The organism is Legionella geestiana (assembly GCF_004571195.1).
In the GTDB taxonomy this organism is placed as follows: domain Bacteria; phylum Pseudomonadota; class Gammaproteobacteria; order Legionellales; family Legionellaceae; genus Legionella_B; species Legionella_B geestiana.
Genome location: NZ_CP038271.1, coordinates 920,001 through 939,621 on the forward strand (window position 1 = coordinate 920,001; position 19,621 = coordinate 939,621).

A 19,621-nucleotide genomic window follows, 5' to 3' on the forward strand; every position below is an offset into this window, starting at 1 on the left:
ACCGAAGAGTGCATTGATTTTGAAGAGGCTGGTGTCACTCTGCTCGCGCGTGCGGCACGCGGCAGCATGCGGGATGGATTGAGCCTGCTTGACCAGGCAATCGCTACCGGCGGCGGACGTGTCATGGAAACCTGTATCCGTGAAATGCTCGGAATTACTCGCGAAAATCACGCCATCTCCATTCTCCGTGCGCTGGCAGCTGGAGATGCACTGGCGCTCCTGCAGGAAGGCCGCGCTATTGCCACTGGAGGCGGGCACTTTCAGCACGTTTTAGAAGAGCTGCTGCACGCATTGCACCAGATGGCTGTGTGCCAGGCACTGGATAACCAGGATCCTTTTGGTGAAACTGCTTCAGAAATACTTGAACTTGCCAAACGCTTTACGCCGGAAGATACCCAGTTGTGTTATCAAATGGCACTCAGGGCAGTTGAGGATATTCATCTTGCCCCAACGCTTGCAGCAGGTTTTGACATGCTGGTGCTTCGCATGCTGCTTTTTAAGCCTGCGCCTGTCGTTAATCTGCCTGTCACTGGTGCCATGGCATCTGAGCCGGCACCAAAGGTTCACGAAACGGTAGAACCCGCTGCAGCTGTGGTTGATGCACCCAAAGCCGCTCCTGTGGCAACTCCCACCCTGACAGCTCCCGCCGTGGCAAGCGCTGACGAGACTGAATGGCAGACACTGCTCTCGGCACTGAAACTTTCAGGCCTCGCACTGACTGCTGCGGAAAATGCGGCTTTCGGTGGTAAATCCGGGAGTAGCGTTCGGTTGCTTGTTGCTAACGGGCACCACTCGCTGTTTACCCCGGCTGTACGAAAGCGTATTGCTGATGCGATGAGCCTCTATTTTGGTGAAACGCTCTCGCTGCTTGTTGAGATTGGCGAAACGGCTGATGCCTCTCCGGCAAAACTTCGTGAAAAACGTCAGGAACATCGGGCGGAATCCGCCGTTGTCGCATTGGAAAATGATCCGCTGTTTCAGAAAATCCGTACCGAGTTTTCAGCTGAAGTCGTTAAAAATTCTATCACTGCCTGTGAAGATCACTTATAATGATCTTACCTTAAACTGAATGAGAATATCATGGACATGCCAAACCTTGGAAACCTGATGAAAGAAGCGCAAAAAATGCAGGAACGCATGCAGAAAGCGCAGGAAGATTTGAGTCGTCTGGAAGTGGACGGTGAGTCTGGTGGCGGTCTCGTGCGAATTTGCATCAACGGGCGCCATGAAGCCATGCGTGTCACTATCAACCCTTCCCTGCTCGAAGAAGACATCAGCATGCTGGAAGACCTCGTTGCCAGCGCCTTTAACGATGCTGTCAGGAAAGTGGAAAAAGCTTCCAAGGCCCGCATTGCTGAACTGACTGCCGGCATCAACATTCCGGCTGACTTTATGCAGCAAATCAAAGATTCTGATAAGGAATAATCGCGAATGGATGCGCTCAGCCGTCTTGCCGATGCGCTTCGCTGCCTGCCAGGGATCGGCCCAAAATCCGCGCTGCGGATGACCTGTCAGTTGCTCCAGCAGCGACAGCGGGGTCTGCATCTCGCAAAATGTCTGGTGGATGCGATGGAAAACATCCACTACTGTACGCGCTGCAACAACTATACGGAAGAAACCCTCTGTCGAATCTGTCGCCTTGACAACCGTAGTAACGAAATCCTTTGTGTAGTCGAGTCGCCGGCAGATGTAAGTGCGATTGAGCAAAGCCATGCTTTTAGTGGCACCTACTTTGTACTCATGGGTAAAATTTCTCCGCTGGATGGCATAGGGCCTGGTGAGTTGCGCCTGCCGCTCCTTCGTGAGCGGGTACTTGCCGAACAGACCCGCGAAGTCATTCTGGCGCTCAGCCCGACCGTTGAGGGTCAGACGACCGCGCATTTCATCCATGAGCTGCTGAAAGATATTCCCGTGCGCATCAGTGAACCGGCACGGGGCATCCCATCAGGTGGTGAGCTCGAGTTTCTGGACAGCGGTACCATTGGCAATGCGCTGCGAAACCGCGCCCTGCTCCAGAGTGGTGCTTCAGAAACCGGGGCATTCTCGTGAAACGCCGCATCTTTTGCTCGCTCTTGCTGGCCGGATGGTTCGGTTACGTGTTTGCAGGCAGCAGTGGACCGCACCCCAAAAGTCACTGGCCGCTGTGGGAGGAGCATAATCCACTGTCAAAAGCACACATCTCACACGCCACGTGGCAAAGATTTCTTGACCGGCGCGTTATTCGTAACGAAGAAGGCATTACGCTCGTCGACTATCCGCACCTGACGAAGGCCGACATCATGCTGCTGCAAAGCTATCTGGATGAGCTGTCAGCCATACCCGTGCGTAATTATAACCGCCGTGAACAGCTGGCCTACTGGATAAACCTTTATAACGCACTTACGGTTCACACCATCGCAACGCGTTATCCCGTTGAAAGCATTGAAGACATTAACATTTCGCCAGGACTTTTCAGCATAGGCCCGTGGCGTGCACCTCTGGTGCGTGTTGAAGGGCTCACGCTCACACTTGAAGACATTGAAGACCGTATCCTGCGCCCCATCTGGAATGACTCACGTATTCTTTATGCATTAAACAACGCTACACTTGGCGCCCCCAATCTGTCGCCGCGCGCTTACCAGGCAACAACACTGAACAGGGATCTTAACAAAGCCGCCAGAGAATACATTAATTCCGCGCGTGGTGTGCAGGTTGCCGATGGCCAGCTGGTGCTTTCCTGCCTTTATGACTGGTATCGCGAAGATTTTGGGGGTAATGCCGAGGGCGTGCTGCATCACCTGGTACAGTTTGCCAATCCCTCGCTAAAGACCTGGCTGCGAACCGCGCCCAATATCAACAGTTACATCTACAACTGGCACCTCAATACCACAACGGCTGAGTTATCGTGACATCAACGCGGGAATTCTCGAGCGATTTTCGCCAGTTTGCCCTATGCAATTTCCTCATCGCACTGTTAGCCATTGTCGCAGGAGTGCTTCAAAGCCAGTCGTTTCTACAGGCACTTCTCCTGCCACCACGCGTGATTGGGCAGCTTGCGGCAACGGGGCTTGCACACCTGCTGCTCTTTGCATTGTTCTCAGCATTCGAAGCCGCACTGCTGGAGGGCGTGCGCTTTTGGACACCTGACCGAACAACCATTGAGCGCGCTTTTTTCCTGATTTTTTTTTCCGGGATTTTTTCGCTGCTCACACTCAACGCGCTCTGGTTTCCAGACAGCCAGTTCAGCCGGCCGCTGATACCGGTATTAAGCCGAACAGGACTTACACTTGCCGCAGGGCTTTCCCTTGCGCCTCTCTTTCTACTGCTTATGAATGCGCTGATGATTGGCTTTACAAGACGCCCCCTCGCGGTAGCCGGGCTATCGGGGGCAGCCATTGCCATCGCCGCTTTACCGATACCGATGCCAGCGAACACTCAAGGCCCCAGCCAGAAGCCAAACATTATCATAATCGGCATAGACTCCCTGCCGCCCCGCTATATTACCCTCAAAGATACTCCAACACTGGCACGCTTTCGTGAAAACAGTGTCTGGTTTTCAGAAACCATCACGCCACTTGCCAAAACCTACCCGTCATGGACAACGCTGCTCACAGGGCTGTACCCGCTGCATCACGGCGCACGTTATAACCTGATGTCTCCAGAAAAAGTTACTCGTGATAAAAGCCTTGCATGGACCCTGCAAAAGGCAGGATATCAGACACACTTTGCCACCGATGACAGACGCTTCAGTAATCTTGGTGAAGACTTTGGCTTCCAGCGTCTTACAGGGCCAAGCGTTGGCGCAAGCGATATCCTTCTTGGCAACTTTAACGATTTTCCACACAGCAACCTCTTGATTAACACAGCCATCGGACGATTACTGTTTCCATGGAATCACATGAACCGCGCCAGTCATTTCAGTTATTACCCGCAAACATTTGATGATGCGCTCAACCACATGCTGATGCGTCAGGATAAAAGCAGGCCCTTGTTCCTGGCCGTCCATTTTACCCTGCCCCACTGGCCCTACACCCAGGCAGACAGTGCACTGACCGAAGACTTTGACGCATTCGCTCTCGCTGATAACACAAAAATCTATCTCAAGGCTGTAAAGCGTGCTGATGCACAGCTCGCGACTCTGCTGCAAAGGCTCGCGCATAAGGGGTTTCTTGAAAACAGCCTCGTTATCCTCCTGAGCGACCATGGTGAGACACAGTTTAAGGATGGTTCGCGCCCGCTCGTAATGGAAAAATACCGTGGCAGGTATCCTGGAAAACTCGCACGCTATTTTGTGCAGCATACCGAAATGGTGCTCGAAAAGAGCCGCGGGCACGGCAGCGATCTGCTGAGTCCTGATCAATTTCACTGCGTGCTCGGCGTACAGCGTTACCAAAATGGCATGCTTAAAACCGTAGCGCAAAAGGTGAGCACCAGAGTCTCATTGATGGATATTGCGCCAACGATATACGCCAGTCTCAAACTGCAGCCATCCTATCCGTTTGACGGCATTTCCCTGCTGGATACCATTGAGAAGGGAGCACCGTTGCCAAATCGTGCTTTTATCCTCGAGAGCGGCGAGCTTCCCAATCAAAGCCCTTCCATGGAAAAAGCGAGGGAATATGGACAGCGTCTGTTTCGCATTGTGCCTGAAACCGGTCGTCTGGAATTAACCGCAAAAGGGCTTATAGAACTGGATGCGTTAAAACTCTATGGGGTTATCGACAACGACATGCTTCTGGTGCTCTATCCCATGGGTAAATACTATTGGCCTGTGATGCTCAACCTTGATAGTTTGGAATGGGCGGACGGACAAATGCCACATCCTTTCAGCATTGAGACTGCACGCCTTCTTAAGTATCTGAACGCTTTCTATCAGCGTGAATTTGTTCAAGACGCATAAAGAGCACGTCTATCTGGCGATAATCGTGCGTAGAGCCCCCCTCTCTACCGGCAAAATACCCGTAATGATTCATGTGGTTAAGAGGTGGATGCATATCCGCTTTGAGCCCCTCTTTTTCCAGCAATGCCGCGAGCTCCCTGTACGCCCATGCCAGCGTGGCGGCGGTACGTGCATCAAGACCGCCCTGCGACTTGTATGCCTGAATGGCGAGATAGAATGCCTGCGCGCCGAAGGCCTGTGCCTTTAAGAGAGAGGAAGTACTATCCAGAAGCGCACCAGCGGCAAGTCGATGGTAGCGTTTAGAGATGGTTTTACACAACGATTGCGCTTTGCAGGAAGGCTCTAACCCCATACAGCAGGCCAGTCGGGCTTCCGCCCGTTTAAGCCGAAAGCGCGCCAAAGCACGAAGCCTGTCTCCCGCGCCCACAAGGTTCCACGGCACACCCTCATACCGCCCTGTCGTTCGCATGGATACCATCCTGAAGAACAGCGTATTCCGTAATCAAAGTGTAGACTATTTCGGCACCGTAAGCAGATTACTCCCGCAATCCAATGCCGCGCTTCAGCATCCAGAGGTTCAGCACGCCCATGAGCAGGAGCGAGAACACAATGACTGAAAGCGCCATTTCAAATCCTCCAATGACACTGCCAAGCATGGCGTAGCGCAGTGCATTGACCATGTAAAGAATGGGATTGAAGTGCGAAAGCTTCTCCCAAAACGGTGACAACATGCTGGTAGCGTAGAACACCCCGCCAAGATAGGTTAGAGGCGTCAGAACAAAAGTGGGAATAATGGAAATGTCATCAAACGTTCGCGCCAGCATGGCATTGGTAAAACCCGCCAGTGAAAAGAGGCCTGCAACGAGCAGAACTACCAGCAGTGAAAGCATCGGGTGCGCCAGCTCAAAACCGGTAAAAAAACCCGATACCGCATAGACAAGCAGCGCCACAATCAGACCGCGCAACACGCCTCCGAGCGTATACCCGAGCAACAGCAGCGAGTAATGCATGGGGCTGACCAGCATTTCATCAATACTGCGTTGAAAACGCACACTGAAAAGGGATGATGACACATTGGCATAGGCATTGGTAATCACCATCATCATAACAAGGCCCGGTGCGATAAAATGGGCATAATCAAACCCGGCAACAGGACCAATGCGCGCACCGATGAGGCTGCCAAAAATCGCGAAATAGAGTGCGGTGGTGATAACGGGCGGCAAAAAAACCTGACTCGCAATACGGAACATGCGCACCAGTTCGCGGCGCACAAGGGTATAAAGGGCTATGGCTTGATGTTTCGGGTTCATTGGGCAATCCTGTCAAGAAACAGTTCTTCGAGGCGATTGGTTTTGTTGCGCATGCTTTGAATCTTAATGCCTTCGCGTTCCAGCACGTCAAAGACCGTATTCAGGGAGTACCGGTTCTCAACACGCAGTTCAAAGCTGTGGGTATCCAGCAAAACCGCCTGAAATGGCGATAAATCCGGCAGTACGCTCAGAGGCTCCTCGGTATCAAACACGAAGGTCTGATGGCGCAGCGTTTTCAAAAGCGCCTGCATGGAAGTGTTTTCAACCAGCATGCCCTCATCAATGATGGCAATGTTTCGGCAAAGCTGTTCGGCCTCTTCAAGATAATGGGTGGTCAGCAGGATGGTGGTTCCTTCCTGATTGACCCGTACAAGAAAATCCCAGAGACTGCGACGTATTTCAATGTCAACGCCCGCGGTTGGCTCATCAAGAATCAAGAGCGCCGGGCGATGAATCAGCGCACGTGCAATCATCAGGCGCCGCTTCATGCCCCCAGACAACTTGCGCACAATACTGTGCCGTTTGTCCCAAAGCCCCAGCTGTTGCAAAAGTTCCTCGGCGCGAGGGAGCGCCTGTGCGCGCGAGATACCGTAATAGCCTGCCTGGTTTAAGAGGATTTGTTCACAGTTTTCAAAAATATTAAGATTGATTTCCTGTGGCATCAGCCCGAGTGAAGCTCGTGCCAGTGTCGGATGCGCGTCCTGAGAATGGCCATTAACCCACACCTCGCCGGCAGTTTTAGTCAGCAGCGAAGTTATCATGCCAATAGTCGTTGATTTGCCGGCGCCATTAGCGCCAAGGAGCGCGAAAAAATCGCCGGAACGAACAGTAAGATCAATGCCCTTCACCGCTTCAAATCCGTTCGCATACACCTTGCGAAGCCCACGAAGCTCCAGTGCGTTTGCCATGTTTATGTCGTGTCCTGAGAAGGAGAATGCCGGACAGTATACCCTGGTGGATGGATACACGCATCAGGGAGAGGCATCCCATTCACGCTCCGGCGAGCATGGCGGGCTGTCGCCCATCACCCTTCGCCTCTGCAACAGACGCTCTGCAAGAATGGGGTCATTCATCAGGGAGCCGGTGTTTTTTTTTCTTCACGTGCAGCGGTTGCTTTCTGGTTGAGGATTCTATGTTTCAGCAATTCTTTAAACAGCGCATCATGCGCCCCCGCCGGTGGTTTTGGGGGGGATGAACGTACGCTCCCCTGAGACACGGCATCAGACGGTGTGACAACAGTGGATTCGGAGCGTGTTGAAGATGAAGATGGTGATGGGGGGAAGGATGAGGAACTGGCTGCCGGCGAGCATTGAGTTTCAGATACTGCAGGAACTTCAGGATTCACCGATGAAGCCGGCGATGAATGAAACGACAGCGAAGCAGGCACTTTTAACGCCCGCATAGCAGTTTTTGCAGGCACGCCCACTGACAACGCGGCATTCATTGTCTCCATGACCTTCTGCAATTGCTCACGTGCCTGCAACAGAACAAGCTTTTGCGCTTCCAGCTGTTGCATTTGAGCAAGCTCTGCTTTTAGCTGCGCAATTTCAGCCTCTTTCTCAGCAAGCGCTTTTTGAAAACTACGGGTTTTTTCAGTCAGCGCCTCAAAGCGCTCCTGACCAGTCTGGAGCGCCTCCTGAAGATTTTTAACCTGTTTCAACTGCAGAGGAGCATCTTCGTCGGTTTCAATGGCCACATTAAAACGTCCATCAACCAGCGAGCAGAAACGCCGTGAGCTGGCATGATAGGCCTGTAAAAATTCGGCAATTCCTTCGTTAAAGGCTGGATTAAACGTCATCGTAAGATGAGCCGCAATCGAAAACATACCGGCAAGCGCATTTTCTGTAAAAGCACTGCGATTTGCCTCGATAATATCCAGTGCAGAAGTCAGACTGAGCTGCAGCGTTTCGTAATCCCTGTCGGGATAGTTTGAAAACATCCCCCTGTGACATCCTTTCTTCTCGACATACGCATCACGAAAGCTTCTCAAAGCCGCTATAAATGCATCGCTGACTAACATACCTGCTCCCTGCGCGTATCCTCTGCTCATTAAAACGCAAAAAATACTGTGGCGCAATCACCGGTTTTGCGCAATATTACCGGTTTTTAAACCATCCAGTCAGGCTATAGCGTTTTTCATGGGTTTCAAGGACTTCGTGAGGTAAATCACTGCGAAAACAAACAAAACGGTTGGCGTTTGGCAAAACGGCAGCAAGCGGCGACCCCTCCCTGTCATACAGTTGCAGCGCGCCTCCGAATGCTGCTTCCCAATGGGGATTTAAGTAATACACACAGGAAATCTGACGCGTGTTTGAGTCTTTGAAGCGGTCAACATGTCGCCGGTAAAAAGCACCTGGGGGATATACAGCACACTGAGATTCAAACTCTACAAGACCAAGATACAGTTCACGATTTAGAGCGTCTTTAAGTGCCCTCATCGCTGAAAACCATGGCATCAAAGCATCGGGGGCATTGTCCTCATCCAGCCAGGCATTATAATCGCGACGAATATCCGTGCGCACGGATTGCCGGTCGCCACGGCCAACAGCGGCTTCACGAAGGACGTGGCGCGCCTCAAGTGTCTGCACAGCGTTATGAATCTCATGGCAGTGCAGTGATGGCAGAAAATCGTCCACCACCGCAAAACCTTCTCGGCATAATCCGTCAATAAGCACGTCTCTCAATGCCAACGACACAGTCACGCACCAAACCCTTCGTCTTTGAGGGCCTTGATAATCGCCGCACGCGCCGCCAGCGTTTTTTGCAGGCGTAAAAGCGCCTCAAGCCCTGTCAGTTTAATACCGCAATGACTGCACCATGAGAGCATCACAAAAAGGTACGCATCAGCGATGCTGTAGTGCGCACCCGCCATGTACGCGTTCTCGGTAAGATGCTGGTTCACGAACGCAAAACGCGCTTCCAGAGCCGGGATGAAAAACTGCTTTTTAATGTCCTCAGGCATCGCTGGATTAAACAGTGGCGCAAAGCCTTTATGCAGTTCGGTTGAAATGTAGTTCAGCCACTCAAGCACGCGGTAGCGTGAAAAATTTCCAACTTCCGGCAACAGCGCCTGACCTTGATACGTATCACAGAGATACTGCAGAATCACCTGGCCCTCGGTCAAAATCGCGCCATTATCCAGTACGATGACGGGTACTGAACCCTTAGGGTTTATTTCGCGAAAATCGGTGCTGTTTTCACTGGTTTTTGTGCGTAAGTCGACTGCCTCTGCGGTATAGGTAACTCCCAGCTCATTCAGTACTATGCGCGTCACCATGGAGCAGGCGCCCCTTGAGTAGTATAATTTCATAACTTTCTCCTTACGGGGTTATCCTTGTTATTCGTGCATCATCTGCTCGATGTGTCGGCGACAGACCAGCGGATTGGCCAGATAATCAAGCGTATGGTGCGTGCCACCGGTTCCGGTAATCACGAGCGTGCCATAACGCAGCAGACTGCCCATGACAGACTGGCGAATGTCCATGGTTTCAATTTTTGAATACGGGATATCAACGGTTTTACGCACCAGCATGCCGCTGCGCAGCACCACCTGTTTTTTCAGGATGGTCAGGGAAGAAAAGCGCCATGTTACCCACATCATCATTGCCCAAAGGGCACCAATTGCGACCATCATCAGCGCGGCTTCTCTGAACGACGGGTAACTGCTGCCGATGAGAATGGATGCCACGATAAGCGCTGTCGGCCAGAAAAAGAGGATTTTGTGGAGTTTTGCCACATAGACCGTGTTTTCATCAGACATATTTCGTAGAACTCCCGCATTTTTCTTTCTCACATGATATTGCATGCGCGGATTTTTTGCTATTCTGCTGACAAGACCTTGCCGGAGTCTTTCTCATGCGTCCCCTTTTGGATTGCCTGAATCCTCTTTTACGCGACCTGTTTCAGCGCGCCGATGCGCTGAAAGCACAGAATGCCATGCTGCAGCGCCACCTGCCGGAAAGCCTGCGCGGACATTGTCGCGTGGCAAGCCTGCACCGTGGCGTGATGACCCTCATCACCGATAACGCCACATGGGCGACCCCTCTGCGTTATGCCCTGCCATCGTTGAGAGACGCGCTGCGCCAGCATGAAAAGCTCTACCAGCTCACCAGTATTCAGATACGCGTGGAAGAGCCTCAGCCTGTTTCGAATGTTACTAAAAAGATGCCTTCAGGATTGCCGGAGCCGGCGAGAGAAGCGCTGCAAAGCATTGCCGCTGACTGCACGCACGCGCCGCTGCGTTCAGCCCTGCGGCGATTAGCGGGAAAAAAAGAGGAATAATACCGGAAAGCTATCAGGGCCTTAATCACGCCTCAAGCGGAATCGCCATAGGGGCAGACATGGGTGCGATAAACGGTTCAGACTCTTCTTCTTTAAACGTGACGTATTCCCACGACTCCTGATGCTGCATCAGTTCACGCAGCAGCAGGTTGTTGAGCGCATGACCGGATTTATAGCCTTCAAAAGCCCCGAGCAGGCGACAGCCAAGCAGCGAAAGATCGCCAATAGCATCAAGAATCTTGTGTTTAACAAATTCATCATCAAAACGCAGGCCACCTTCGTTGAGAATACGGAAGGTATCCACCACAATGGCGTTATCAAGGCTGCCGCCTTTCGCAAGCCCCTGAGCATGCAGCGCTTCAAAATCCTTGAGAAACCCAAAGGTGCGTGCGCGACAGACGTTTTCTTCGTAAGAGTCCGCAAAATCAAACGATGCGGTTTGTGGCTTGTCGCTAAAGACGGGATGGTCAAATTCAATGGTGAAAGAAATGCGGTAGCCATTATAAGGAAGGAGCTGGGCATATTTGCTGCCATCACCAACCCGCACCGGTTTCAGAATGCGGATATAACGGCGCGGTGCGCGTTGTACCTTAATGCCGGCAGATTGAATCAGTACGACAAAAATGGAGGCACTGCCATCCATGATAGGAATTTCAGGGCCATGCAGGTCCACATACAGGTTATCAATGCCAAGGCCGGCAAGGGCTGAGAGCAGATGCTCGACGGTGGCCACACGTGTGTTCTTGTGCAAAAGCGAGGTACACAGCATGGTATCGGCCACGTAATCATAGCGGGCCGGGATTTCAACAACTGGATTTAAGTCAACGCGTCTGAATACAATTCCCGTATTGGCCGGGGCAGGACGCAGGGTCAGTTGAACCTGGTCACCAAAATGCAGGCCTGTGCCGCTTACGGAAATTTTCTTTTCCAGGGTTCGCTGTTGAGTCATGCCGGGTGGTTCCCCTTTCAGGTTGTTTTTGTTTTGAACAAAGTATGCAGGTCAATTCTACCAGCTTTTTCCATAAGCGTCCAGAAAGCGTGCGAGGCTAATCTCAGGACGATACCCCAAAACACAACCAAAGTGTTCATAATGGTTGCACGCATGCCCGTCCTCTGGGTGTGTGCCAGAAAGCACGGAGGCAAACTGGGGGTTGGGTGTGTCATTTTGTGGGTAAAGTGCTCTATAATTGCACTTATACCGATTTGTGAGTTAAGAAATCATGCCTGTTAGATTTATCATCAGAAAAACGGATGGAACCTTTATTAGTAGCCAGAATATAGAGCGCAAGCATTTCGATGAGTACTGGCAGCTGCTGCGGATAATAGGTCATCGAGTTGGGGAAAGCCCCCGTGGGTTGACGATTCATAACGAAGGGGTGGCGGTCAATTTGCAGCTTGATGCACTGGGCGAAAATGACTCTCACGGTATTATGGTTTATACCCCCTGGTCTTTAACTTCGGATTTTCTGACTGTCGAGCCGCACAAAAAATTTACGCTTGATTTTTTGCGCCGCCAAAAAACCAGCCAGGCAGGCTGGTCAACACTGCCGCGCGGCGCATTGAGCGTAGAGAGACTCCTTGCCGGCAAGCCCTGTTTTGCCACCCCTAACCCACAGCAACACGAGAAAAAACAACATATTCTCTTTCATGACTGGTCCGCGAGGGGCTGGGATACGAATAAAACGGTCCAGGTCACGCGGCTTGCTGATGCACTTTTGCAGGAGGGGTATCCGCTCTATGCGTTTCATGCGGGCAAGCTTGTGAAAGCGCGCAGCGGCACTGAACTTGTCAGCGTACTGAAGCAAGAGCATCAGCCATGCTCTGAGGATGAGCTTGTAGAGGCGGGCGGCAGGCAAAAAATCGCGAGAGATATGCTGCATATTATCGATTTTCATCAACTGAATGCCCTTGTCGATGGCAGCAAAATCCATGGGAAAACGCTTGAAACCGGAGACTGGTGGCACAATTTAGAAGAGCGTGAACGCAAAGCGTTATTAGCCGCGCTCAAGCAGGCCAAACCGCCTTTTGATGCGATTAATTGCCAAACATTCCCGGATGATATCAGCATGACCAGAGAGCTTGGAAGCGCTCTGAACATTGCAACGGTTACATGGCATTTTCGCGCGCTTAATCTCTCCCCTGGCGACCTTGATACGTTAACACGTCATGAAACACTCACCCGGCGCGATAAAACATTTGATGGTAACGATTTTGCAGGCATCGAGTCGCTGACTGTCCATCATTGCGAGGAGGCGCTGACTCTCCCCGATGGCTTCCCGGGTTTATTACAAAAGTTCAGCTCACTAAAGCGCCTCGGGCTTGAAAAAGCGCAAAACACGGCATGCCTGCAGTCGATACGCTTCACGCTTTCCTGCAAAACACTGAATCTTGCGGGTTCGGACATTGACAACAAAACCCTTGAAACCCTCATAAGAAATACTCCAAACCTCAGGCACCTTGCACTTGAGAGCTGCGAAAAGCTGGATTGGGACAGTATGGATTTCAGTCTGTTTGTAAACCTTGAGTCGCTGTCTCTGGACTCCAGAGCCAGCCTCGCGGCATTAACACATGCCGCAACGCGGCTGAATCGGTTAAACCTGCTCGCTCTTGATAAGGCAGACTTCCCGGCCTCCATCAGCCTGAAAAACATTGAAGCCCTGAGTGTAAGCGGGGCAATAGAAGCTTCGGCACTGGAAACGTTGCTCAGGACTGTACCGAGGCTTTCCACAATGGACTTGACGCGACTCGACATCAAGGGCCTGTTGAACGCGCCACTGTCCTTACCGGCTCTTGAAACGCTTTTTTTACCGAGGAGCCCCATCACCAGCCAGAACCTCTCCGCCCTGCTGCACCATACTCCGCAATTAAAAAAACTTGACCTTGCTCACTGCAGGCGCATTTCCGGTGCGATAACCTGCGGCGCACTTCCCGCACTTGAAGATCTGGACCTTGCAATCAGCACCATCACCAGCCAGAACCTCTCCGCCCTGTTACGCCATGCTCCGCAGTTAAAAAAAATTGACCTTTCTTACTGCAAAAATATTTCTGGTGCGATAACCTGCGGCGCACTTCCCGCACTTGAAGAGCTGAATCTTAGAAGCAGCACCATTACCAGCCAGAGCCTCTCTGCCCTGTTGCACCATGCTCCGCAGTTAAAAAAAATTGACCTTTTTTACTGCAAAAGTATTTCCGATGCGATAACCTGCGGCGCACTTCCCGCACTTGAAGAGCTGAATCTTCGAGACAGCACCATCACCAGCCAGAGCCTCTCCGCCCTGTTGCACCATGCTCCGCAGTTAAAAAAACTTGACCTTTATTACTGCAGAAATATTTCCGATGCAATAACCTGCGGCGCACTTCCCGCACTTGAAGAGTTGAACCTTGCATACAGCGCCATCACCAGCCAGGGCCTCTCCGCCCTGTTGCACCATGCTCCGCAGTTAAAAAAAATTGACCTTTCATCGTGCGAGCACATTTCTGATACGATAACCTGCGGCGCACTTCCCGCACTTGAAGAGTTGAACCTTGCATACAGCGCCATCACCAGCCAGGGCCTCTCCGCCCTGTTGCACCATGCTCCGCAGTTAAAAAAAATTGACCTTGCTCACTGCAGGCGCATTTCTGATACGATAACCTGCGGCGCACTTCCCGCACTTGAAGAGTTGAACCTTGCATACAGCGCCATCACCAGCCAGAGCCTCTCCGCCCTGTTGCACCATGCTCCGCAGTTAAAAAAACTTGACCTTTATTACTGCAGAAATATTTCCGATGCAATAACCTGCGGCGCACTTCCCGCACTTGAAGAGTTGAACCTTGCATACAGCGCCATCACCAGCCAGAACCTCTCCGCCCTGTTACGCCATGCTCCGCAGTTAAAAAAACTTGACCTTGCTCGATGCACACACATTTCCGATGCGATAACCTGCGGCGCACTTCCCGCACTTGAAAATCTGAACCTTGAATACAGCACTATCACCAGCCAGGGCCTCATAAGCATCCTCCTGAAAGCGCCGAATCTTAAGGTGTTGGATCTTCAAAGTTGCCCGCAGTTCACCAAAGAGAGCCTCCCTTTTGAACTTCAGGAACTTTTACGCAACAGGGATGTCACTTATCCTAAACCACAAGACTTGCACGCACCCCTGCCTTTTAATTCGGACCCACACTCGCGCGCCTCCTCTTCAGCCTCCTCTCAGGCGCCCCTTACACGTGCTGAAAATCCCGCGCACCCTCGAGAAGACTCGTCTTCGAGCAAGCATCGAGCGCTTAAAACGCAGACGTTTGATGCCGATACATCGCCAAAAAACACCACGATGCGTGCACAAAAGATTTTTTATCCGCTCGTTCCCGGGGGCATCGAGCCAGGTGTCAGCAGCTATCGCCTGAATGTTTTTGATGAGCTGCGCCTGGGCGGGAAGACCTGCCTGATTGAACAGGCTTTTTCCCTGATTAACAACAGCGTTCAGGAAGACTTTCAACCAACCGACTTCCGTCGCCTGCAAAAACCGCCCGCCCGTCGTTCAACCTTTGGCCTCATGCCCGCCTTTCTTGGCATACAGGAGTTAACGCTTGATGCCTCCTGGCAGCCGCTCGCGTCATTGTTCCCGAATGAAAAACTTATAGAGGTCCATACAGAACCTGTTGATGCAGATATCCATATTGCCTACTCTGAGGAAGATAACCGCTACTACATCAAAAGCGGCACTCAGACACAAACCATACGCATACACTTTGTGCTGCAACCGGCAGAACCACGTCATTTGCCGGTCTTGCCACCAGCCATTGCAGCCCTCTTTGAAGAAATTAAGACTTATGGCTCTGGCGAGCTCGAAAACACCGGCGATAACTGGAGTGGCAAGGATTATCTGGATGCCATCCGCCGCCAGAAAAAAGGCGCCTGCCGTCACCGGGCGGTCGCCTTTAAGGCCGCCATGACGGAATACGACCCAGGCATCCCTGTTCGCATTATCACGAATGACGTCCACGCTTTTGCGGAAGTGTGCATTGAAGGCTGCTGGCTGAAAATGGATTTGGGCGGTTATCCCGCGAATTTGCGCATAGAGGAGCCACGGCCTCCCGAGGCTGAGCCTGCCGCTTCACGAGAAGTCCAGGAAACTGTCATTGAGGCGCATCTTGATGCCAACGGGCACGAAGTCTCTGATAAACCGCCCGTGCCCCAATCTTCTGTCTATGAAGCCATGCTCGCCACCTGGGAAACAAACGCCCCGCAGGAAAGCGGGCTCAGGGAATACTGCCAGCAGAAAGTGCGCTTTGACGCTCCTGAAAAATGCCTGATTGAACTGCCCTCGGGCGAGGCGCTTACGGGCCTGCAACATCAGCTGCAGACCCATTGCAGGCACATCAGCCGCCCGGTTTTTTACATCCACTCGCCAGACGATTTGATATGCCAGGCGCCTTTTGTGCGCTTCAAGGATTCTGACAGTTTGGCGGGCGAATCCTGCAAGGGCCCGGGAGGTGCGTTGTATGACTTTCTGCAAAAGTCATACGAAACGGATAATCCACCAATCCTGATTGTCAACTACAGTAATTTTGCGGCCGATGACATCGTGCGCTTTAATGCGCTCCTTGATAATGAGCGCTTTGCGGATGGCGTTGCGGTTCCGAAAGCTGCCAAAGTCATTGGCCTTATCAACACCCAAAAACCAGACCGCTACACGGGTTCGGATTTTTATTCGCGCTTCGGCGGGAATGTGGAAACCTGCCCTGTGGATGCAGGACAACTTGCAGCGGCCATAGTCACGCCTTTCGCTGAAGAAGCGGATGCCAGCGCCGATGCCGTCCTCATTAATCTTTATCAGGCAGCGGACTGGAAAGAGCGCCTGCTTGGCCGCTGGACGCTGCAGGGCAATGACCTGTACTTTGAAGAAGGCTCCCTGACTCAGGCCTTGTCATCGGGCAAGCCCATTACCCTGGAAAACGCACCACTGGATGACCCGGATTTCCAGCACTTCTGGCAGCAGGCTCGCGTGCAGGGGCACATCAACCATGCCCGAGGGGAGTTGCCCTTCCCGGAAACGACCAGTATCGCGCTCAAGCAGGGCTATGACTGGCAGGCGCTTCTTCAGGGTGCGAGTTTCGATACGGTTTTTGCAAAGGATGGTATCGTCTGCAATCCGCAGAAACTGCCGGAACTGTTTCGCCGCTATGAATGCCGTGATGAGAGCCTCTACACCCTGCCGGGATTGCTTGAAGAACATGCGGACAAGGTGCTGCATCTGAATGTCACCCGCGCTTTATCTGAAGACGCATGGGCCGAATGCCTGTCTGCCGCCCAAAAGCACCAGGTCCGACTGCATCTGCATTTTACGTCTGCATCCATGATGCCGACTTTCTTGCCCTCAGCGGTGGCGGCTTCCTCATCCTCATCGTCATCGTCCAGCCGCCAGACAGAGGACGCGGCATTCAGGCCATGGCAGCACGATGCCAAACGCGCCACGGCCGTTGTCATAAGCACCGACCCCGATGCCACCATTGCCGATGTCACCCAAAAAGAGCCCGGTCAATGGCGGGTGGTGGATATATCCGAATGCCATCCAGGCGATTTGCTGGCTTCGCTGAAGGGCAGGTTTGACAACGATTCCGGGCGTTTTGTCTTCTCGGAAAAAATCAGTGCCTTAACAATGGCGCTCGATGCAGGGCATTCCGTGCTGCTCACAGGCGCTTTTTCGCCGGAACTGGCCGATGAGCTTGCCGAGGTCATCTATACGCGCCGCGGTCAGAGTACCACAGGGCGGCTCATGCTGGTTGCCAGTCATCCAGAAACCTTCGCGTTTACCGAGCAATCAGCACACGAAGTAACCGCTGCCGAAAAACAGGCACTCCTCGAGCTGCAGGACGAAGAGCTGAGCGCCATTGGCGGAGCAGAGGCTCTGCAAACCCTTTCATTCGCACCACTTAAGGCAAGGCGCGACTTTATCCGCGTTCATCCCGGCCAAAACCCTGAAAAAGCATGGGAAGGCATGGAAACCCTGCCCGGCAAGGTGGAGCTTGCGCCATTTAACGCCGAAAACAGCCTGGATGAAGCCAGAAGGTTTCATACAGGGCGGCTTGATGCGGTCGAAGGGGTATTGTCCTCGTCACCCTTTGTGTTCTTAACCGGCCTCACCGGCGTTGGCAAAACCACCATTGTCCGCGAGCATCTCGCCAAAAAACATTCGGTACATCTGGGTGAAGAAGCGCTGCAGGACTGGATAACGGACAAGAGTGATGCGCTTAAAGTCCTTTTTATTGACGAAGCAAACCTCGAGCTGCGTCAGTGGAGTCAATTTGAAGGCCTGTTTCATCAGCCGCCCACGCTGCTCGTGAATGGGGAGCTGGTGACGCTTACTGATACGCACCGTGTCGTCTTTGCCGGCAATCCAGTCAGCTATGGCGATGACCGCAGCCTCGCTTCCCTTTTTGCGCGTCACGGCAAGGCGCTCATTTTTGACCCCCTGCCGCTTGCCTGCATTTATGAAGACATTTTAAAGCCTGTTTTTCCAGGAGACATGCCTGAAGCAGAAATCTTGACCCTCTGTCAGCCCATACTCGATGTTTATCAGTATGTCTGCGAGCGCTCAACCGATGAAGTGCTCATCACCCCGCGCGAGCTGCAAATGATGGCGCTGCTTTTAACGCATGCCCCTCAATCACCATCGATTGAACGGGCGCGTGAGCTTGCGTACACCATTGCAGGCCTTACCCTGCCGCCTGAGCACAAACAGGCTTTTGAGCAGCGATTCCCCAAAGAGCCGGCCATTGGGGAGTATGCCATGCTCGCCGGGAACTTCATCCTGACGCCATCCCGCCAGCCTTTGGCCGAACGCATGGGGAATCTGCTGGCGCTTCGCCATGCCCGCCTCACAAAAGACGGTCTGAACGATGCGCAAAAATATGGCGGCCTTGGCGGCATCATCTTTGAAGGCGAGCCTGGTGTTGGCAAAAGCGATTTCGTGAAAAACTTTCTGCGCACCCGTGACTATCAGCGCGCAGATGTAACGGCTGACGTATTCCCTGTCGGTAATTTCTACTATGAAATACCCGTCAGCATGGGGCTTGAAGAAAAAACCCGCGCCCTGATGAAAGCCTTTCATGCCGGTGCGGTTGTTATTATCGATGAAATCAACAGCTCCCCCATGATGGAAAAGCTCCTTAATGGCCTGCTCATGGGTACAGGTCCCAACGGAGAGCGCCCCGACAATCCGGGCTTTATGGTCATCGGCACGCAAAACCCCGTCACCATGGCCGGGCGCCAGGCGCAAAGCAGCGCACTGGCACGCCGCATGCTGACCCTCGCTGTACCCGAATACCCCAAAGAGGAATTACAGAGGATTTTGCAAGCCGCAACCGGTATCAACCACTGTGATGCCAAAGACCTGGAAGAGGCCTTTACAAAGCAATCCGCTTTTGCAAAAAAACACCACCTGAAGCCCGCTCCCTGCTTTCGCGACTTGCTGAACCTCGCCCAAAACAGGGCGCGTACCCTCAATCTCACTCCCGAGAACAATCCATGGCATGCGCCCGCGGCTTCGTCTGTGCCTCCAGACGAAGATGTGTCTCTCACGGTTGGAGCGGATGAAGCATCGCCAGACGGTGAACTCCTGCACCAAAGCCCCGAGCGTGAGCCCGTGCGCAACAGCATCGTGGAAGACCATGTTGCCGAGGCCGCCCGGGAGCTCGTCCAGCGACATTACCGGCCTTCCGCATGGAATGAATGGCGTCAGGGAAGTAACTGGCTCGGCGTTTCGGCAGATGACCTGCGGGAAGAGCCATACACGAGTGGATGTAAAGGTCTTCGTGACGTTGCATTAAAACGAAAAATTCTTGAAATACTGGCTGAGGCGCTTCTGCGCGCTGAGACACCGGAGCAATACCAGGAGGCGCTGTCAAAGCTCGATTCTTCCGGTGCCGTCTCCATATTGACCACTGGCATGGGGTTTAGCAGTCGCATCTTCCAGCTGCAGACCAGCTCCAGCGATGCGCTGACCGCTATCGAAGAGGAGGTTTGGGAGAAGAAACCGTGGGCCGCCTCCCGCTCGCCGGGTAACGGCTGAGCCTCATATTTGCGTGTCAGGCTGATGATGCGTCTTCCACCATCAGCCGGGGCATAAAAAAACCGGGACAAGCCCGGTTTTTTTCCGGCGACCAAAGGCAC

Annotated in this window: 15 protein-coding genes (1 of these 15 running past the window's edge); 7 read left to right on the forward strand and 8 right to left on the reverse strand. The window is 52.8% G+C overall.

The window, feature by feature from the left end; translation table 11 throughout:
- The 5 genes in view from dnaX to E4T54_RS04030 are tightly spaced (at most 30 nt apart) and all read left to right on the forward strand, a layout consistent with a single transcriptional unit that may run on beyond the window.
- Nucleotides 1-1,050 carry the 3' portion of a DNA polymerase III subunit gamma/tau gene (gene dnaX / locus E4T54_RS04010; RefSeq protein WP_028386853.1) on the forward strand. Its footprint begins 573 nt before the window's first position, so 1,050 of the gene's 1,623 nt are visible here — the last part of the coding sequence; the start codon falls outside the window, past its left edge; its stop codon occupies nucleotides 1,048-1,050.
- A gap of 30 nt (nucleotides 1,051-1,080) precedes the next feature.
- Nucleotides 1,081-1,425 carry a YbaB/EbfC family nucleoid-associated protein gene (locus E4T54_RS04015; protein ID WP_028386854.1) on the forward strand — a complete coding sequence of 115 codons (345 nt, stop codon included), beginning with the start codon at nucleotides 1,081-1,083 and terminating at the stop codon, nucleotides 1,423-1,425.
- Nucleotides 1,426-1,431: 6 nt separating this feature from the next.
- On the forward strand, nucleotides 1,432-2,049 hold the full coding sequence (recR, locus tag E4T54_RS04020; protein WP_051550971.1) for a recombination mediator RecR: 618 nt from the start codon (nucleotides 1,432-1,434) through the stop codon (nucleotides 2,047-2,049).
- Complete coding sequence (locus tag E4T54_RS04025) at nucleotides 2,046-2,888, forward strand: DUF547 domain-containing protein (RefSeq protein WP_238582803.1); 843 nt, start codon at nucleotides 2,046-2,048, stop codon at nucleotides 2,886-2,888. The genes recR and E4T54_RS04025 overlap by 4 nt, the downstream gene beginning before the upstream one ends.
- A complete protein-coding gene (locus E4T54_RS04030; RefSeq protein ID WP_051550972.1) occupies nucleotides 2,885-4,879 on the forward strand; it encodes a sulfatase-like hydrolase/transferase in 1,995 nt (664 codons plus the stop codon). The genes E4T54_RS04025 and E4T54_RS04030 overlap by 4 nt, the downstream gene beginning before the upstream one ends.
- On the opposite strand, the gene E4T54_RS04035 is transcribed toward E4T54_RS04030, so the two are convergent.
- The 7 genes from E4T54_RS04035 to E4T54_RS04065 form a co-directional block, all read right to left on the reverse strand.
- Nucleotides 4,830-5,348, reverse strand: a complete 519-nt coding sequence (locus E4T54_RS04035) for a hypothetical protein (protein ID WP_028386856.1) — start codon at nucleotides 5,346-5,348, stop codon at nucleotides 4,830-4,832. The two genes, E4T54_RS04030 and E4T54_RS04035, sit on opposite strands and share 50 nt — an antisense overlap.
- Before the next feature lie 67 nt (nucleotides 5,349-5,415).
- The gene (locus E4T54_RS04040; protein ID WP_028386857.1) at nucleotides 5,416-6,189 is read right to left on the reverse strand and encodes an ABC transporter permease; all 774 of its coding nucleotides are present in this window, start codon (nucleotides 6,187-6,189) and stop codon (nucleotides 5,416-5,418) included.
- Entirely contained in the window at nucleotides 6,186-7,097 is a 912-nt protein-coding gene (locus tag E4T54_RS04045; RefSeq protein WP_028386858.1) for an ABC transporter ATP-binding protein, read from the reverse strand. The genes E4T54_RS04040 and E4T54_RS04045 overlap by 4 nt, the downstream gene beginning before the upstream one ends.
- Nucleotides 7,098-7,261: 164 nt before the next feature.
- Nucleotides 7,262-8,209, reverse strand: a complete 948-nt coding sequence (locus tag E4T54_RS04050; protein WP_131793764.1) for a YlbF family regulator — start codon at nucleotides 8,207-8,209, stop codon at nucleotides 7,262-7,264.
- 76 nt (nucleotides 8,210-8,285) lie between these two features.
- On the reverse strand, nucleotides 8,286-8,891 hold the full coding sequence (locus tag E4T54_RS04055; RefSeq protein WP_028386860.1) for a 2OG-Fe(II) oxygenase: 606 nt from the start codon (nucleotides 8,889-8,891) through the stop codon (nucleotides 8,286-8,288).
- On the reverse strand, nucleotides 8,888-9,499 hold the full coding sequence (gene gstA / locus E4T54_RS04060; protein WP_028386861.1) for a glutathione transferase GstA: 612 nt from the start codon (nucleotides 9,497-9,499) through the stop codon (nucleotides 8,888-8,890). Before gstA ends, E4T54_RS04055 begins: the two co-directional genes overlap by 4 nt.
- Before the next feature lie 27 nt (nucleotides 9,500-9,526).
- Nucleotides 9,527-9,949, reverse strand: a complete 423-nt coding sequence (locus E4T54_RS04065) for a PH domain-containing protein (RefSeq protein ID WP_028386862.1) — start codon at nucleotides 9,947-9,949, stop codon at nucleotides 9,527-9,529.
- A 95-nt stretch (nucleotides 9,950-10,044) separates the two neighbouring features.
- Here E4T54_RS04065 and E4T54_RS04070 point away from each other — a divergent pair, with 95 nt between their 5' ends.
- Complete coding sequence (locus E4T54_RS04070; RefSeq protein ID WP_028386863.1) at nucleotides 10,045-10,470, forward strand: DciA family protein; 426 nt, start codon at nucleotides 10,045-10,047, stop codon at nucleotides 10,468-10,470.
- A gap of 25 nt (nucleotides 10,471-10,495) precedes the next feature.
- Here E4T54_RS04070 and lpxC read toward each other — a convergent pair whose 3' ends face one another.
- The gene (gene lpxC, locus E4T54_RS04075; protein ID WP_028386864.1) at nucleotides 10,496-11,419 is read right to left on the reverse strand and encodes a UDP-3-O-acyl-N-acetylglucosamine deacetylase; all 924 of its coding nucleotides are present in this window, start codon (nucleotides 11,417-11,419) and stop codon (nucleotides 10,496-10,498) included.
- A 271-nt stretch (nucleotides 11,420-11,690) separates the two neighbouring features.
- Here lpxC and E4T54_RS04080 point away from each other — a divergent pair, with 271 nt between their 5' ends.
- On the forward strand, nucleotides 11,691-19,520 hold the full coding sequence (locus tag E4T54_RS04080; protein ID WP_115152806.1) for an AAA family ATPase: 7,830 nt from the start codon (nucleotides 11,691-11,693) through the stop codon (nucleotides 19,518-19,520).
- The last annotated feature ends 101 nt before the right edge of the window (nucleotides 19,521-19,621 follow it).

Excerpts from the sequence above, each read along its gene's own strand:
- E4T54_RS04015 (WP_028386854.1), top strand. The coding sequence starts at position 1,081 with ATGGACATGCCAAACCTTGGAAACCTGATGAAAGAAGCGCAAAAAATG.
- recR (WP_051550971.1), top strand. The coding sequence starts at position 1,432 with ATGGATGCGCTCAGCCGTCTTGCCGATGCGCTTCGCTGCCTGCCAGGG.
- E4T54_RS04035 (WP_028386856.1), bottom strand. The coding sequence starts at position 5,348 with ATGCGAACGACAGGGCGGTATGAGGGTGTGCCGTGGAACCTTGTGGGC.
- E4T54_RS04040 (WP_028386857.1), bottom strand. The coding sequence starts at position 6,189 with ATGAACCCGAAACATCAAGCCATAGCCCTTTATACCCTTGTGCGCCGC.
- E4T54_RS04045 (WP_028386858.1), bottom strand. The coding sequence starts at position 7,097 with ATGGCAAACGCACTGGAGCTTCGTGGGCTTCGCAAGGTGTATGCGAAC.
- E4T54_RS04050 (WP_131793764.1), bottom strand. The coding sequence starts at position 8,209 with ATGTTAGTCAGCGATGCATTTATAGCGGCTTTGAGAAGCTTTCGTGAT.
- gstA (WP_028386861.1), bottom strand. The coding sequence starts at position 9,499 with ATGAAATTATACTACTCAAGGGGCGCCTGCTCCATGGTGACGCGCATA.
- E4T54_RS04065 (WP_028386862.1), bottom strand. The coding sequence starts at position 9,949 with ATGTCTGATGAAAACACGGTCTATGTGGCAAAACTCCACAAAATCCTC.
- E4T54_RS04070 (WP_028386863.1), top strand. The coding sequence starts at position 10,045 with ATGCGTCCCCTTTTGGATTGCCTGAATCCTCTTTTACGCGACCTGTTT.
- lpxC (WP_028386864.1), bottom strand. The coding sequence starts at position 11,419 with ATGACTCAACAGCGAACCCTGGAAAAGAAAATTTCCGTAAGCGGCACA.
- E4T54_RS04080 (WP_115152806.1), top strand. The coding sequence starts at position 11,691 with ATGCCTGTTAGATTTATCATCAGAAAAACGGATGGAACCTTTATTAGT.